At 46.5% G+C, this 16,507-nt stretch carries 10 protein-coding genes; 7 read left to right on the forward strand and 3 right to left on the reverse strand.

The window, feature by feature from the left end; translation table 11 throughout:
* Positions 1 to 146: 146 nt before the first annotated feature.
* Positions 147 to 2,522: a fatty acid cis/trans isomerase gene (locus tag KF839_RS01700; RefSeq protein WP_292916089.1), complete on the forward strand. Its 2,376-nt coding sequence runs from the start codon at positions 147 to 149 to the stop codon at positions 2,520 to 2,522.
* Positions 2,523 to 2,737: 215 nt separating this feature from the next.
* On the forward strand, positions 2,738 to 3,685 hold the full coding sequence (locus KF839_RS01705; RefSeq protein WP_292916090.1) for a class I SAM-dependent methyltransferase: 948 nt from the start codon (positions 2,738 to 2,740) through the stop codon (positions 3,683 to 3,685).
* 74 nt (positions 3,686 to 3,759) lie between these two features.
* On the opposite strand, the gene dnaE is transcribed toward KF839_RS01705, so the two are convergent.
* Positions 3,760 to 7,242, reverse strand: a complete 3,483-nt coding sequence (dnaE, locus tag KF839_RS01710) for a DNA polymerase III subunit alpha (RefSeq protein WP_292916091.1) — start codon at positions 7,240 to 7,242, stop codon at positions 3,760 to 3,762.
* A 205-nt stretch (positions 7,243 to 7,447) separates the two neighbouring features.
* Between dnaE and trhP the strand changes: the two genes are divergently transcribed.
* On the forward strand, positions 7,448 to 8,815 hold the full coding sequence (trhP, locus tag KF839_RS01715) for a prephenate-dependent tRNA uridine(34) hydroxylase TrhP (RefSeq protein ID WP_416362341.1): 1,368 nt from the start codon (positions 7,448 to 7,450) through the stop codon (positions 8,813 to 8,815).
* Positions 8,816 to 8,821: 6 nt separating this feature from the next.
* Here the strand turns inward: trhP and KF839_RS01720 are convergent, their stop codons facing one another.
* Positions 8,822 to 9,820, reverse strand: a complete 999-nt coding sequence (locus KF839_RS01720) for a YheT family hydrolase (RefSeq protein WP_292916092.1) — start codon at positions 9,818 to 9,820, stop codon at positions 8,822 to 8,824.
* A gap of 179 nt (positions 9,821 to 9,999) precedes the next feature.
* Positions 10,000 to 11,712, reverse strand: a complete 1,713-nt coding sequence (locus tag KF839_RS01725) for a methyl-accepting chemotaxis protein (protein ID WP_292916093.1) — start codon at positions 11,710 to 11,712, stop codon at positions 10,000 to 10,002.
* 997 nt (positions 11,713 to 12,709) lie between these two features.
* Between KF839_RS01725 and KF839_RS01730 the strand changes: the two genes are divergently transcribed.
* The 4 genes from KF839_RS01730 to KF839_RS01745 are packed head-to-tail and all read left to right on the forward strand — an operon-like array spanning position 12,710 to position 16,505.
* Entirely contained in the window at positions 12,710 to 13,954 is a 1,245-nt protein-coding gene (locus tag KF839_RS01730; RefSeq protein WP_292916094.1) for a sensor histidine kinase, read from the forward strand.
* 18 nt (positions 13,955 to 13,972) lie between these two features.
* Positions 13,973 to 14,416 carry a response regulator gene (locus KF839_RS01735; protein WP_292916095.1) on the forward strand — a complete coding sequence of 148 codons (444 nt, stop codon included), beginning with the start codon at positions 13,973 to 13,975 and terminating at the stop codon, positions 14,414 to 14,416.
* 6 nt (positions 14,417 to 14,422) lie between these two features.
* Entirely contained in the window at positions 14,423 to 15,880 is a 1,458-nt protein-coding gene (locus KF839_RS01740; RefSeq protein WP_292916096.1) for a response regulator, read from the forward strand.
* Positions 15,873 to 16,505, forward strand: a complete 633-nt coding sequence (locus KF839_RS01745; protein WP_292916097.1) for a response regulator — start codon at positions 15,873 to 15,875, stop codon at positions 16,503 to 16,505. Before KF839_RS01740 ends, KF839_RS01745 begins: the two co-directional genes overlap by 8 nt.
* The last annotated feature ends 2 nt before the right edge of the window (positions 16,506 to 16,507 follow it).

A 16,507-nucleotide genomic window follows, 5' to 3' on the forward strand; every position in this document is an offset into this window, starting at 1 on the left:
GTTAGTTACATATTGATAACGTTTCAGTGAAATCAACTTCATAAATCCGGATTGCCGGATATTATGAATATACGTTGGCAAGCTCGACGATTCCTGCGGCGATAAGCAATAAGATAGCATTTTGAATTCATGTTCCAGGGATCTTCATGAAGTTAATTTATACAATCAGGCTCTTTTGCTGTTTCGTTTTTCTGTTATCCGCTTGTCAAGGCAATAACAATCCGATAGTTGCCCGTCAACAAGCACCGGTGCCAGTTGCATTGCCTCCTGCGGTAGAAAGACCGGTTTCGTATCATAAAGAGATCCGTCCGATTCTGGAGGCCAAATGTTTATCCTGTCATAGTTGTTATGATGCGCCGTGCCAGCTGAAGCTGGAGAGCACGGAAGGATTGTTGCGCGGCGCTTTTCGCGAGTCGATTTATAGTGGCGCGCGGACCGAGGCTTTGCCGCCAACCCGGCTGGGAATAGACGAATTGACGATTTCCGGTTGGCGCAAGCGCGGCTTTCATTCGGTTTTGGAATCCGCTGATGAGCATTCAGGGCCATTGATATCGGGAATGATTTCGTTAGCAAAAAAACATCCTTTCCCAGCCAATAGCAAAATACCCGATTCGATCGAGCTGGGTATTACCAGAAAAAATCAGTGTGTTTCCAGCGAGAAATTTTCAGACTATGCGCGGGATTATCCTCATAGCGGGATGCCGTTTGCGGTTACCGGCTTAAGTGACGAGGAATACGCGCTTTTGGCAGGGTGGGTGAATCAAGGCGCGGTGATACCGGAAGAAGTCGTTACGCTAACGAAAGCTGAAAGAGAGACGGTTAAGCAATGGGAAGCTTTCTTTAACCGGGATGATAAACGCAGCATACTTGTCATGCGCTGGTTGTTTGAACATTTGTTTATGGCGACGCTGTATTTTCCAGAACTGGATGGGGAATTGCGTTTCTTTGAGTTGATACGTTCATCCACGCCGTCCGGCAATGAGATCATACCGATTACAACCGTGTTTCCCAACGATGATCCCGAAGAACCATTTTTCTATCGTTTACGCCCTGTTATGGGCAGCATTTTGCATAAACGACGCATTCCATACCCGCTGACTGCCGCGAAGCAACGGCGTATTAATGAGTTATTTTTTAAAAAGCGTTGGTCGGTAAAAGACTTACCGGGGTATAGCTATGAAGAGCGCGTCAATCCGTTTGCAACGTTTGCCAGTATCCCGGCGCACGCTCGTTATCGCTTCATGTTGGACGATGCGGAGTTTTTTATTCGCAATGTTATTCATGGGCCCGTTTGCCGTGGTCAGATTGCGACCGAGGTGATTCGCGATCATTTCTGGGTACTGTTCCAGAATCCGGAGTCCGATCTTTTCATCACCGATCATGCCTATCATCAACAAGCGATTCCATTGCTTGAAATGCCGGGGCAAAACGATGATTTGCTCGCAATGGGCGAACAATGGTTGCGCTATCTCAATCGCCATAATGATTATTTAGTGCAACGTAATAATCATTACTTATCACAGCAACCGGACGGTGCTTCGCTTAAGCATGTTTGGGATGGTGACGGGCGGAATCACGATGCGCTGTTGACGATATTCCGTCACTACGATAGCGCTTCGGTTGTCAGAGGGCTTGTCGGAGACGTGCCGCAGACGATGTGGTGGATGGATTATCCGCTACTTGAACAGACTTACTATGAGCTGGTGGTTAATTACAATGTTTTCGGTAACGTTGCGCACCAGCTATTGACCAGACTTTATTTCGATTTGATTCGCAACAGCTCGGAACAAAATTTTTTGCGACTGATACCGGCCGGTTATCGTCAAGCCATATTGCAAGACTGGTATCAGCATCTGGGGCAACTGAAGTTCGGGATTGTTTACGAGAAAATCGACGATGTGTCGCCTTCCGCCGAAAGCTTTTCAACAAAGACGCCCAAACAGGAACTGGCAACCCGGATTTTGCAGCGCTTTAAAGCAGTGAATGTGATGGCCGAAGATCCGCTTAATCGCTGCCAGGGGACCAATTGCGCACGTCATGATCAACCGCTCTGGATACAAAAAGCGGATAAGGCATTATCGACGATCGCGGCGCGCCCCGCAGCCGAACTGGCAGGGGTTACGCAATTACCGGAATTGACATTTGTGCGGGTCAGGCATGAGCAAGATCAGCGCACGGTCTATACGTTGCTGAGAGATCGCGCGCATACGAATGTTGCTTTTATTCTGGGAGAAGAGCTGCGCTATCAGCCGGAGAAAGATCGCCTCACGCTATACCCGGGTATTATCGGCAGTTATCCTAATTTTATTTTTGATGTGTCAAATGCTGATATCGAGAAATTTGTATCGTTGCTTGGGGCAGCTGAAAATGATGAGCATTTTGAACAAATTGTGGAAACCTGGGGCGTGCGCCGTACGCATCCGCAATTCTGGGAAATTCTGCACGATATCACGGCTTGGCAAAAAGACCGGGAACCTCTGATAGCCGGTATTTTTGATGTCAATCGCTATGAAAACCACTAGCATGATCGAATAGGTTCCGCAATAAGCGGCTCAATATTCTTGACGCTGATGAGTGCATTCTATATATTCATGTCTTTGTTATAAAATAGAAAAATTCTTTTTTCGATGGTGAGTGGCATCCGATGGTGATTCCGGATCATTATTCAGGGATTATTGCGTTGAATTCACGCGCCTGTGTAAGCAATTATCAGTTATAAACTTATCATTCAATCATCATGACTTTTGAAATCCGCGATCATTGTCCGTCCTGCAACGGCACCACATTCAAAGAATTGCACCGTACCGCATATAATGCGCCGGAAATGTTGTCGTTTCTGACAGCCTACTATTCCGCGGTGCCACCTGGAAAACATCAGGATGTGCTAGGAGACGGGATTTATTCGATTGTGGAATGCGCGGGCTGCGGTTTGATTTTCCAGCATCAACTGCCTTCCGATGCCATGCTGGCGGAAGTTTATGGTAATTGGCTGGGCAAGAATGATCCGCTGGCGCCTTCCAAACCACCGATGCCGTTTGATTATTACACCTATTTTGCACAGGAAATCATGCAATTGATCATTTTCTTGCAAAAGCGCCATGGGCGCCAGCGGCGGTTGCGTTTTCTGGATTACGGCATGGGTTGGGGCAATTGGGCGGCGATGGCGCAGGCTTTCGGCGTTGACGTGTTTGGTGTGGAATTATCTCCGGTAAAAGCGGCTTTTGCGGAATCCCGAGGTATCAGGGTATTGCAACCGGATCAACTGCCGGACAATAACTTTGATTTTATCGGTACCGAACAAGTAGTCGAACATTTGCCCTTTCCTCGTGAAACCGTGATGACACTGAAAAACTCCCTGGCTGACGGCGGCATACTGAAAATCAGCGTGCCGGATGGCAGCGATATCAGGGCTGTTCTTCGTTCATGGACATGGAACGATGCGATGGCGAACCGGGAAAGAATCATGCCGCTGCAACCGATCGAACATCTCAATTGCTTTACTCCGGCATCTTTGCGTAAATTTGCCGAGGGCTGCGGACTAAAGCCGGTTTCGTTACCGCTCGGGCTGGTTTATGCTTATTCGACCGATTGGAGCGGTACCCGCGCCATCGCAAAAAACCTGCTGCGGCCAATTAAACGGTTTGTGATGCATAAGGGCTGTTATGGGTTGTTTGAGCGTAGCTAGGTTTATTATGAGTTCTCAAATCAAATAGATTGCATATAATAGTGCAAAGGAAGCATCCGGTTATTGTGTGCTCTTCAAACAATCTCAACCTTTTCGTATTTGAAATGCCCGTTCAACGATTCCAACAAATCGTCGTGCAAATACACCCGCCAGTCATTTCCCAATTCCAGTTCACTGCTGGCTGATTCGTTTCGGTATATGAGCGTGACCGGACAGTAATGGGTGTATGGTTTTTGTGCTTGCGGGGAGAAAGGCGTCAGCAGTGTTTTAAGACTGGCTGTTAAATCGGAGGTGGCAGCACCGCAGTGGATTCGCAGTTGTTTGGCGAAGCGCGTGCGGATTCCGGCGAGATCATATAATTGCTCGGCGGTGATGCGCAGTTCGCTGTCTTCTTCACCATTGTAACCGCGGTTGCTGATTCTCGCTTCGACGATTAATAATTGATCTTCCCTGAGCCGGTTGCGATGGATGTCGAACAGCTCGCTGAAAACTACCACTTCGATACGCGCTTTGCCATCATCGAGGTTGATGACGCCCATGCGGCCGCGGCGCGTCATTTGCACGCGTAGCGAGTGAATAATGCCGGCGAGCAATTGCGGCTCGCGGTTGGGGTTCAAACGATCAAGGCGGGTACGGATGAATTGCTTGAGTTCCGGCGCATAGGTGTTAAAAGGATGGCCGCTGAAGTAATAGCCCAGGCCGATTTTTTCCTGATGCAGTTGCTCCCGCTCGCTCCAGGATCCGGTTTGTATCAGTTGGGACTGCAAGTGCGATTGACTGTCGAAATCTCCGAACAAATTAGCTTGGCTAATGGCCTGGCTCTGTTGCTCTGCGGCTTCGATCGCCACACCGACAGATGCCATCAGGCTGGCGCGATTGGAATTGAGCGTATCGAATGCGCCGACGCGAATCAGTGATTCCATCACCCGGCGGTTGGCGATACGCCGGTCGGCACGATTACAAAAATCAAATAAATCGGCGAAAACCCCATCTTGTTCGCGTCCTGCGACAATCGAGCTGATCGCCGATTCGCCGGTACCTTTGACGGCGCCGAGGCCGAAGCGGATGGTTTGGTTGTCGACCGGAATAAAGCGGTAAACGGACTGATTGATATCCGGCGGCAGGATTTTTAAACCGTTGGCGATACTGTCTTCAACGAAGATTTGCACCTTGTCGGTATCGTCCATATCAGCGGATAAGCATGCCGCCATGAATTCCGCCGGATAATGCGCTTTCAGGTAGGCGGTCTGAAACGCGATCAGTGCGTAAGCGGCTGCATGCGATTTGTTGAAGCCATAACCGGCGAATTTTTCCATCAATCCGAACAGCTCGGTGGCTTTGTCTTCGCTCAGGTCGTTATTGACAGCGCCGCTGACGAAAATGTCACGCTGCTGCGCCATTTCCTCGACTTTCTTCTTGCCCATCGCACGGCGCAGCAGGTCGGCACTACCCAGACTGTAGCCGCCGATAACTTGTGCAATCTGCATGACTTGTTCCTGGTAAATCATGATGCCGTAAGTCGGTCCGAGAATCGGCTCGAGACGCGGATCAAGATATTCGATGGTTTTTCTGCCGTGCTTGCGATCGATAAACTCCGGAATCAGATCCATCGGACCGGGGCGATACAGTGCGACCAGCGCGATGATATCCTCGAAGCGATCCGGTTTCGCTTTCTGCAGTAAATCGATCATGCCGCGCGATTCAAACTGGAAAATGCCGACTGCATTGCCTTTACGCATCAATGCGTAAGTTGCTTCGTCGTCGAGCGGTAACGATCCCAAAGAGAACGGAGGGATCGATGGATTCTCGTTCGGGTGCAACTGGCGGATGTAATCGACCGCACGATCCAGAATCGTCAGCGTACGCAGCCCAAGAAAATCGAATTTCACCAGACCGATTTTTTCGACATCGTCCTTATCGAGCTGACTGACGACCGAATCCGCTGATTCGGTGCAGTAAATCGGACAAAAGTCGGTAATTTCGCTGGAGGCGATCAAGACGCCGCCGGCATGCATGCCGATATTGCGCGTCAGACCTTCGAGACTTTCCGCCAGCTCCAGCAGATTGCGCACGTCTTCCTCGGCTTCGGCGCGCAAATTGAGCTGCGGTTCGAGCTGACGCGCCTTTTTCAGCGTCATGCCGATCTCGAACGGTACCAGCTTGGCGAGCTGATCGACGAAGGTATACGGTAGATCCATAACCCGGCCAATGTCGCGGATTACCGCTTTTGCCGCCATCGAACCGAAGGTGGCGATTTGCGATACCTTGCCGGTGCCGTAGCGCTGTTTGACATAGTCAATCACCAGCTCACGCCGGTCTTGGCAGAAATCGATGTCGAAATCCGGCATCGAGACTCGCTCCGGATTCAGAAAACGCTCAAACAGCAAATCGTAGCGCAGCGGATCGAGATCGGTGATGCCGAGCGAATAGGCGACCAGCGAACCGGCGCCGGAACCTCGTCCGGGGCCGACCGGTACGTTGTTTTGCTTGGCCCAGTTGATAAAGTCGGCAACGATCAAAAAATAGCCGGCAAATCCCATCTGGATAATGGTGTTGACTTCAAATTCGAGGCGCGATTGATATCGCTGCAATTTCTCCGCGCGGATTTGATCATCCGGAAATAATTGCAGCATGCGCTTATATAAACCTGCGGATGCCTGGTTTTGCAAATATTGATCCAGGCTTTCGTCATGAGGGGTCGGAAACAGCGGTAAGCGGTTAATTCCCAGTTCCAGAACCAGATTGCAACGCTTGGCGATTTCGATGGTATTGGCCAGCGCACTTGGGATGTCGGCAAATAATTGCGCCATTTCATCCTGGGTTTTGAAATATTGTTGTTCGGTGTAATGCTTCGGGCGGCGTTTATCATCCAGGGTATAACCTTCGGCGATGCAGACGCGCGCTTCGTGCGCACGGTAATCGTCGGGATTCAGGAACTGCACGGCATGTGTGGCGACGACAGGGAGATCGAACGTTTGCGCCAGCGCCAGCGATTGCTGCACCAGCATGGTTTCATTGGCATGACCGTCGCGTTGAATTTCAAGATAGAAGCGACCGGGAAACAAATCGGCCCATTTACCGGCCTGAAGCGCTGTCTGCTGAGGATTGTTTTGCAGGATGGCGAGGCCGATATCGCCAAAACGCCCGCCTGATAGCGCAATGAGTCCTGCCGTGCCATATTCGTCAGGTGACAGCCACGATTCCTTAATTTCAGCCCGGCCATGGTATTGGTTTTCGCGATAAGCACGCGATAGCAACCGCGATAGCAGTAAATAACCGGCATGCGATTGACACAGCAATAGTAACCGGACCGGTTTATTGCGGTCGGTTTCGTTGGTAATCCAGACATCGCAGCCAAGAACCGGTTTAACACCATTTTTAATGGCGCTTTGGTAAAATTTGATCAATCCGAACAGATTGGAAAGATCGGTCAATGCCAATGCGGGCATTTTATCCGTTACTGCTTTTGCAACCGCATCGGGAATGCGAATCGTGCTATCCAAGATCGAGAATTCGCTGTGAAGCCGCAGATGAATAAAAGCAGGGGTGGTTGGCATGGTGTTACAATTCAGATCAGTTGATTCTGTGATTGATTAATCGAACGATATTTTACCTTATGGGCATCTCTAAAAATCCACATTTTGTCACAACACTTTGTTACTCACAAAAAATGTTTCCTTACATATCAATCATATGCGGCGCCAACATTTTTTTGCTCGCGCCTCGCTTTGTTTAAAACTTTGAATTTTTAGAGGCGCCCTTATGTTGAAATCACCAGAACTTCTACTTCCGGCCGGTACTTTGGAAAAAATGCGCATTGCCTATGCTTTTGGTGCCGATGCGGTGTATGCCGGGCAGCCGCGCTATTCGATGCGTGCGCGTAACAATGAATTTGCTTTGGAACAAATTAAAACCGGTATTACCGAAGCGCATGCCGCCGGGAAAAAGTTTTTTGTGGCCAGCAATATCATGCCGCATAACGCCAAAGTCAAGACGTATATGGCTGATATGGCGCCGGTTATTGCCATGAAGCCGGATGCGTTGATTATGGCGGACCCGGGATTGATCATGATGGTGCGGGAGAAATGGCCGGAAGTACCGGTTCATTTGTCGGTGCAAGCGAATACCGTGAATTATATGGGTGTCAAGTTCTGGCAGAAAATCGGCTTGACGCGGGTGATATTGTCGCGCGAATTGTCGCTGGATGAAGTAGCGCAGATTCGCGATCTCTGCCCGGACATGGAAATCGAGGTGTTTGTGCACGGCGCATTGTGTATCGCATATTCGGGCCGTTGCTTATTATCGGGTTATTTTAATCATCGCGATCCGAATCAGGGTACGTGCACCAATTCCTGCCGCTGGGATTACAAAGTGAAAGCAGCGGAAGAAAATGCGAGCGGCGATATTCAAGAGATCGGAAAAATCGACTTCGATTTTGGTCAGGTGATGCAACAGTCAGAGCAATCCGCTTTGTCCGGCGGGTGCGGATCGATCGAACGCCACCCGGCAGCCGATCAAGTGTATTTGATCGAAGAAAAGGAGCGGCCTGGTCAATTGATGCCGATCATGGAAGACGAACACGGCACGTACATCATGAATTCCAAGGACTTGCGAGCAGTCGAACATGTCGAGCGATTGGTCAGGATCGGTGTGGATTCTTTGAAAATCGAAGGACGTACCAAATCATTATATTATGTCGCGCGCACTGCGCAGGTTTACCGTAAGGCAATCGACGATGCGGTCGCCAATAAACCGTTTGATCCGGCGTTACTGGGTGAATTGGAAGGGTTGGCCAATCGCGGATATACCAGCGGTTTCTATCAACGTCACAGCACCCACGAAACACAAAACTATCTGCGCGGGCACTCCGAATCCAACCGCAGCCAGTATGTTGGCGATGTGACCGGCTTCGATGCCGCTAACGGTATGGCGGAAATTCTGGTGAAGAATCGCTTTCAGGTCGGTGATCGCCTGGAAATCATTCATCCGTCCGGTAATCAGGTGGTCGAATTATTGCAAATGCTCGACAATAAGGGAAAGCCGGTGCAAGTTGCGCCCGGGAGCGGCCACCGGGTTAAGATACCGCTTGCGAGAAATATGGAGAATGCTTTTGTTGCACGGTTTTTTTGAGAAATTTTACGAGCATTGATACTGAAAGAAACTGAGAATTTTTTGCGGCAGCCAGCTCAAAGCACCCGGAAACGGGCCTTGAATGAAACCGGCGTGACCGCCTTGTTCCGGAAATTCCAGCGTGACCTCGGCGGATACTTCCGCTGGATTTGGCAGTACCGATGCCGGCATAAACGGATCGTTACGGGCATTAATCACCAGCGTTGGGACTTTGATATGTGGCAGCCATTGCTTGCTGCTCGATTGCCGCCAATAATCATCGGTATCGCGAAAACCATGCAAAGGAGCGGTCACGATATTGTCGAAATCGTAAATCGACACGCATTTCCTCAAAGCCTCGGCATCAAATAGATCCGGAAATTGTTGTAATTTTCCAAATGCCTTGTCTTTAAGAGAATTCAGGAAATGACGCGTGTAAACCAGATTGAAGCCTTGATCCAGCGCCAAACCGGCAGCCGCTAAATCAAGCGGTACCGATACTGTTGCGGCACCGCTGACCAAATCTTTCGCATTTTCACCTTGCTCACCAAGCCATTTCAATAAGGCATTGCCGCCAAGCGATACACCGATCGCATAGACTGGTTGCGGGGCATCGGGTTGCTGTGTTTGACGGGTGATGCGCCGTAGCATCCAGTCTATTTCCTGGGAGTCGCCGGCGTGGTAGGCGCGTGACAAACGATTGGGCGAGCCGGAGCAGCCGCGAAAATGGATTACTGCGCTACGCCAGCGATATTTTGTAAGATTGTTAATGGCGCTGAGAATATAGTGACTTGAGGAATCACCCTCGAGACCATGGAAGAAAATAACGAGCGGTGCAGTGCTGGAACCGTCGACCCAATCGACATCGATAAAATCGCCATCGCTGAGTTCCCAACGTTCCCGCCGATAGTGGTATAGCGGGGAAGGCTTGTTGAAGTAAGGATAAAGTGTTTGTGAATTTCCTCCGGGCAACCACGATGGAGCCGCATAAGGTTGCGTGTATAAGGGGATAGCAGTTTCAGGCATAGATTTTTTGTAGAATTTGGATGAATACTTATTTTTTGCAACTATACCTAAATTGATGCGGATTCTAAAATGATCATGGCCAGTTTTTGACTGGCCATGAGATGGGAATCTTGTGAAAATGAAAGAGAAACGCGGTGATTTATTTGAAAGGTATCTCTAAAAATTCATATCTCTCGATTTTACATCGCGATTAAATTTCTTTGTTTCGAGTTGTAATTTAAGTCTCGATCAAAATGATTGTCTGAAATGTTACCGTGATTTGCGGCTTTCTTTTTTGCCAGATGAACAACCGTAGCCGATCCTTTTGAATTACTGCTAGCGACATTAAAAATGGAAGTCGCTCCAACCAATTCACTGGCCTGTGTTTCCAAAGAAGCGGCAGATGCGGCGGCTTGTTCAACAAGAGCGGCATTTTGTTGAGTGACTTCATCCATCTGTGATATTGCTTGATGCATTTGATCGATACCGGCGCTTTGTTCTTTGGATGCTGAAGTGATCTCGGTCATTATTTCTGTGACGTGTTGAATAGCGCTGACGATTTCATCCATCGTTTTGCCGGTCCGGCCGACCAGCTCAGTGCCTTCCGTAACTTTATTCACTGAATCATCGATCAGTGCCTTAATCTCTTTCGCTGCAGCAGCGCTGCGTTGTGCAAGCGTACGCACTTCTGTGGCAACGACAGCGAAGCCGCGGCCTTGCTCACCAGCTCGCGCAGCTTCTACAGCGGCGTTCAATGCCAGAATATTGGTTTGGAAAGCAATGCCATCGATCACTGAAATAATGTCAGCAATTTTATTGGAGCTTTCACTGATCATCGACATGGTGGTAACAACTTCTTTCATCATACTTCCACCTTTGGCAGTAATGTCGCTGGCGGTTTTGGCAAGCTGATTGGCGCTAATGGAATTATCGGTATTCTGACGCACTGTAGTGGTTAGTTCTTCCATGCTGGCCGCCGTTTCTTCCAAAGAAGATGCCTGCTCTTCAGTGCGTTGCGACAAATCCAGATTGCCTGCAGCAATCTCTTGAGTTGCCTGACGGACTGATTCGGCATTCTTTGTTATATCCAGAACGGTTGCTCGCAAATTTACATTCATTTGTTTTAACGCTTTTGATAATTCACCGAATTCGTCTGTTCGACTGATTGCGAATTGATGTGTCAGATCACCCGCAGCGATGGTATTGGCAACACCAATTGCTTGTTTTAGCGGTGAGACGGTATTTTTTATCAAATTAAAAGTAAAGTAGAGCATCATGAATAGGCCGATCAGCGTTGTCGCCGCAATTGTATTGCTGATGGCTGGGATTGCAGATTGTGTGAGTCCCCACCAGCCCAATCCGCCGACCGTGGCCAATAGTAATGACGAAATTGCCATAAAAAAACAAATTCGCTTACTGACGGTCATTCTAAAAAGTTTTGACAATTTACCAACCCAGTCGGTACGAACGACTTGTCCTTTTTCGATTTTTAAATGTTTTGCTTTACCTTCTAAAATTTGCCGGTATACGGGGATCGCTTGATTGATTTCATCTTGGGATGCTTTGGTGCGAACTGAAAGATAGCCGGTAATCACGCCGTTCTTTATGATGGGTGTTGCGTTGGCGGTAATCCAATAAAAATCTCCATTTTTCCGGCGATTCTTGACCAGACCTGTCCATGATTGTCCCTTTTTAAGGGTATTCCATAAGTCTTCGAATGCTTCGGGCGGGACATCGGGGTGCCGCACAATATTATGAGCTTTGCCGATCAGCTCCTCTTCAGTGAAGCCGCTGACTTCGACAAATGTCGGATTGATATAAGTGATTCTGCCTTTTGTGTCGGTTGTGGAAACGATCAGTGTGTCGTCGTTAATGGGGTATTCAGTATTTGTTATTGGAAGATTGAGTCTCATGATTAACCTCTTAGGATATTATTTTGAATCTGGTTAAGCTTTACGGTTTTTGAATCAAAATATTTTGTCAGTTGTTTCTCTTTGTATTTAAGATATCAAGAGGTTATTGTAAGAATAATCTTATCATCGAGACTCAAAATTGTAAGTTGAATGCACAAGTTATCCCAATATGCCAGTCGGATGATGGTAGCTAAAAGGAAATTTTCTGTTACTGCGGTTTGAATTTAAAGCAGTGTTTTGTCATTTTTAAGAATAAATCGGGAATTTGCCTTATTTTCCAATGATTGCTCAAAAATTATTTAAATTACTATGAACTTGAAATATTCTTTTTGTGAATGTAAGTAGTGAAAATATGACGGGTTGGTATCAGAATCGGACACAATACTTTGAAAGAAAAAAAATTTTCTTGATTGTAAGTATAAGTAACAGATTGAGTTAAAGAATAAATACAATCAATCAGAAGATTCCTATTTTTTTTAATTCGTTAGGAAGATATCATTATGAATTGTATTCAGAATTTTCGATTTTCCCAGTTGCCAATAACCGTTTATTTTTTAGCAATAAACTTAGGTTTTTCTTTTAAGCAGAGTAAATAAAAATGAATCTACGAAAAGAGTCCGACTGGGTTAATAATTTTATACCGATTGGTACCATAAATTCCGCAGACGCAGATATTTCATTATCAGGGACGGATGTCAGTAAACCAGATTCGGGAGGTAATTTTTCCAGAACTCGTTTCGTCTCCAGCCTTTTGCTGGCGGAAAGTGATTCGTCAAAATTCATTGATGCGGGATATCAGGATAGATTGCAAATTCTGGGTTGTCTGTACAAGATTTCTAGCGATATGCAGATTGCTTGTTCTATTGACGATCTATGTAAAAAGCTGATAGTGCATATATCGATGGTATGGTACCCATGCAACGAAGTTTTTCCTTACATAAAAATTGGGGATCGATTTTTTGCTCAGGATGAGACCAAACATTCGTTAGGAAGTGAATTGTCAGTTCCCATCAGGTTGGATGGCGAAACCGTCGGTCAGTTAGGTATTAATTATAAGCACTTGGAATATTCGAACAAGGGGGCAATTAGTATTTCAGATTTTCTCAATAGTATCGCTCTGGATTTTGGAGATTGGTTGCAGAGATCAAAACTTCGTGACATTGAAGCCGCGTATTTAGGTGATGTCAAAATGACCGAGCGTGCGATTAATGAGCATGCGATTATTGCGATAACAGACTCGCGCGGAAAAATTCAATATGTCAATCAGAAGTTTTGCGAAGTGTCGAAATATTCGACTGAAGAATTGATTGGGGAAGATCACCGGATCATCAATTCCGGTTACCACCCCCGGGATTTTTTTCTTAACTTGTGGTCCACAATTTCCAAAGGCGAAATATGGAAAGGGGAGATCAGGAATCGAGCGAAAGATGGTAGTTTCTACTGGGTTGATACGACTATTATTCCTTTGCTTGATGAGCGAGGCTCTCCTTATCAATATGTTGCAATACGTACCGAAGTGACAGCGCATAAAAAATTAGAAGCCAAAATGGAAGAACAGGTTGCGGAGTTAGCCCGATCTAATGATGAGCTCGAGCAATTCGCTTATGTCGTTACTCACGATTTGCAAGAACCGTTACGCGCCATTACCAGCTTTGTTCAATTGCTGAAAAAATATTGTAATGATCAACTGGATGAACGTGCAAATGATTTGATTTCGCATGCGGTGGCCGGTGCAAATCGCATGCAGATGTTGATCGACGATTTACTGACTTATGCACAGGTTAATGCCAGTCAGACGATGACTGATATCGATTGCGATCACTTGTTAAGTAATGTTTTGATTGATTTATCAATTATCATTGATGAGTGTGAGGCTACCGTCACTTGTGATAAGCTTCCGGTAATTAAAGGGATTCCTTTTCAATTTGTTCAATTATTTACTAACTTGATCAATAACGCTCTCAAGTTCAAGAGAGCGGAGCCGCCCAGAATACATGTTGGTGTCGGTGATAACCAAAATGAATGGATTTTTTCGGTAACCGATAACGGTATCGGGATTGAAGCGCAGTATATAGATCGCATTTTCCGGGTATTCCAGCGCCTACACAGCCGCAAGGAGTATTCGGGTACCGGTATCGGCTTGGCAATCTGTAAGAAAGTGGTCGAGCATCATGGTGGCAGGATATGGGTGGAATCTGAACCCAATGCGGGATCGTCATTTTATTTCTCAATTCCAAAATAAAAATATAAACGAGTGATAATGGATCAAGGTATGAACCATTCCAATGTGATTCTGATGATTGATGATAACCCCACAGATGCTATGCTGGTTAAAGAAGCCTTCGCATGTTCTGATGGAAACACGGAAGTTTTTGTTGCTGAAGATGGTGTCTATGCGCTGGAGTTTTTAAGAAAACAAGGCTCCTATCTTCAAGCACCCCGCCCCGATATTATTTTGCTTGATCTCAATATGCCAAGAAAGAACGGCATTGAGTTTCTAGCGGAGATGAAAGCGGATCTTAATCTAAGAAGCATTCCGGTTATTATCTATACGTCTTCAGCAATGCCGCAGGATATTAAATCCGCATTTATGAACTATGCGAATGGCTATATCAAAAAGTCGGTCAATTTCGACGAATGTATAAAAATTGCAAAGTCGATTAAAGACTTCTGGTTTTATACATCGATTCTTTGCAAATCTTAATCGACTATGAACAGCTCACAAATTCATATTTTACTGATCGAGGACAATGAAACGGACGCGATTCTTGTGCAGAATGATTTGCAGCATGCAATGGGCAGCCAGGTTTCCGTAGTTCACGCCGAACGGTTAAGCTCCGCATTACAGCTCATTCAGGAACAATCGTTTGACTTGATTTTATCAGACCTCACGCTTCCCGATAGCGACGGGGTTGAAACCATTAATCGATTGCGCGAGCACGCAGCCAGCATTCCGATTGCTGTATTGTCATTTCGCGATGACGAGAAACTCGCGATCAAGTCAATTAAAGCAGGTGCGCAGGATTATTTGGTTAAAGGCAGCCTGACGGAAGGTGTGTTGGCTCGTGTGATTCGCTATTCTATTGAACGAAAGCGCATCGAAGAGAGTATCCGGAAAGCTCAGCAGCGCTTCCAGACTATCTTTGAAAAAGCGCCTCTCGGTATCGCATTGATTAACCTGCAGACCGGCAATTATTATGATGTCAATCCTAGGTATGCAGCGATCACAGGCAGAGGTGTGGTTGAGCTTCTTAAAGTTAATCAATCCGACATTCTATATCCGGAAGATGTGCAGTCTTATCATAAGGATATTGAACTTTTTATACGTCAGCAATCGAACGATTGTAAGATTGAGAAACGAATCCTGCGTCCGGATAAAACTGTCATTTGGATTGAAATGTCTATCGTTCCTTTTGAGATCATAGAAGACAACGAAATATGCTACTTATGCATGATAGAGGATATTACGGAACGCAAGCGGATGATCGAGAGTTTACGACATTTGACAGCACACCTGCAGGATGTCAGAGAGGAGGAAAGAACGCGGATTGGTCGTGAAATCCATGATGTTTTGGGAGGAACGTTGACTGTTCTGAAAATGGATCTGGATTGGCTTTCCAAGAAAATCACGGCTGAACCCATGCACGAACGAATTGAATCGCTCTATCAATTGACGGGTGAGGCTATTGAGACCGCACGGCGAGTATCGGTTAATTTGCGGCCCAATGTGCTCGACAATTTGGGATTGTGTGGTGCGATTGAATGGTTGACTAGAGAATTTGAACAGCGAACGAACATCGAATGTAACCTCGAATCAATGGTTTCTAGTTTATCGTGCTCTAATAAAAGTTACGAAACCAGTATTTTTAGGATTATTCAAGAGATATTTATTAACATTACGCGACATGCACGAGCAAGCAGGGTTGATATTGAGCTTGCCGAAGAAAGTGGTGAAGCGGTGATAACGGTTAGGGATAATGGTATCGGGATTACGGAGTTTCAGATACTGAATCCCGAATCCTTTGGAATAATAGGCATGAATGAAAGAGCGCGGCAATTTGGTGGAAAGATAGAAATAATGGGAATTCCTTCGGAAGGTAGTGTTGTAACTTTGAGATTACCACTGACGGTTGTGTCGACCGGTGACGGAGAATGCGTCAATGATTAATGTTCTGATTGCTGATGATCATGCATTGTTTCGTGATGGATTAAAAAGAATTTTTAGCGAAACGGATGATATCGAAGTGGTTGCAGAAGCGGTGGACGGCAAAGATATTATCAAGAAGACACGGGAATATAAATGGGATGTGGCGTTGTTGGATATCAATCTGCCGGATATGAACGGACTGGATATCCTGAAGCGGATTATTACCGCGAATGCTTCATCTTGCGTGCTGGTATTGAGCATGTATCCCGAAGAGGAATATGCCATTCGGGCTATCCGCTCCGGTGCGTCCGGATATATGACGAAAGACAGTCCGACCGATCAATTGATAAATGTGATTCGAAGGCTTTCGAAGGGCGGAAAATATGTGAATCCGGAATTAGCGGAGAAACTTTTGTTTAATCCATCTTTGGACTCCGAGGAAATGCTTCATACGACATTTTCCGACCGCGAGTTTCATGTGTTTAAATTGATCGTTGCCGGAGAGTCTTTAACATCGATTGCCAATAAGTTGTCGTTAAGTGTGAAGACAGTCAGTACTTATCGATCTCGTATCTTGGAAAAGATGAATATGAAAAATAATGCCCAATTGGTTCGGTATGCGATCCAGCACAAATTAGTGGAGTAATG

The sequence above is a fragment of the Nitrosomonas sp. genome, assembly GCF_019635155.1.
Taxonomy (GTDB): domain Bacteria; phylum Pseudomonadota; class Gammaproteobacteria; order Burkholderiales; family Nitrosomonadaceae; genus Nitrosomonas.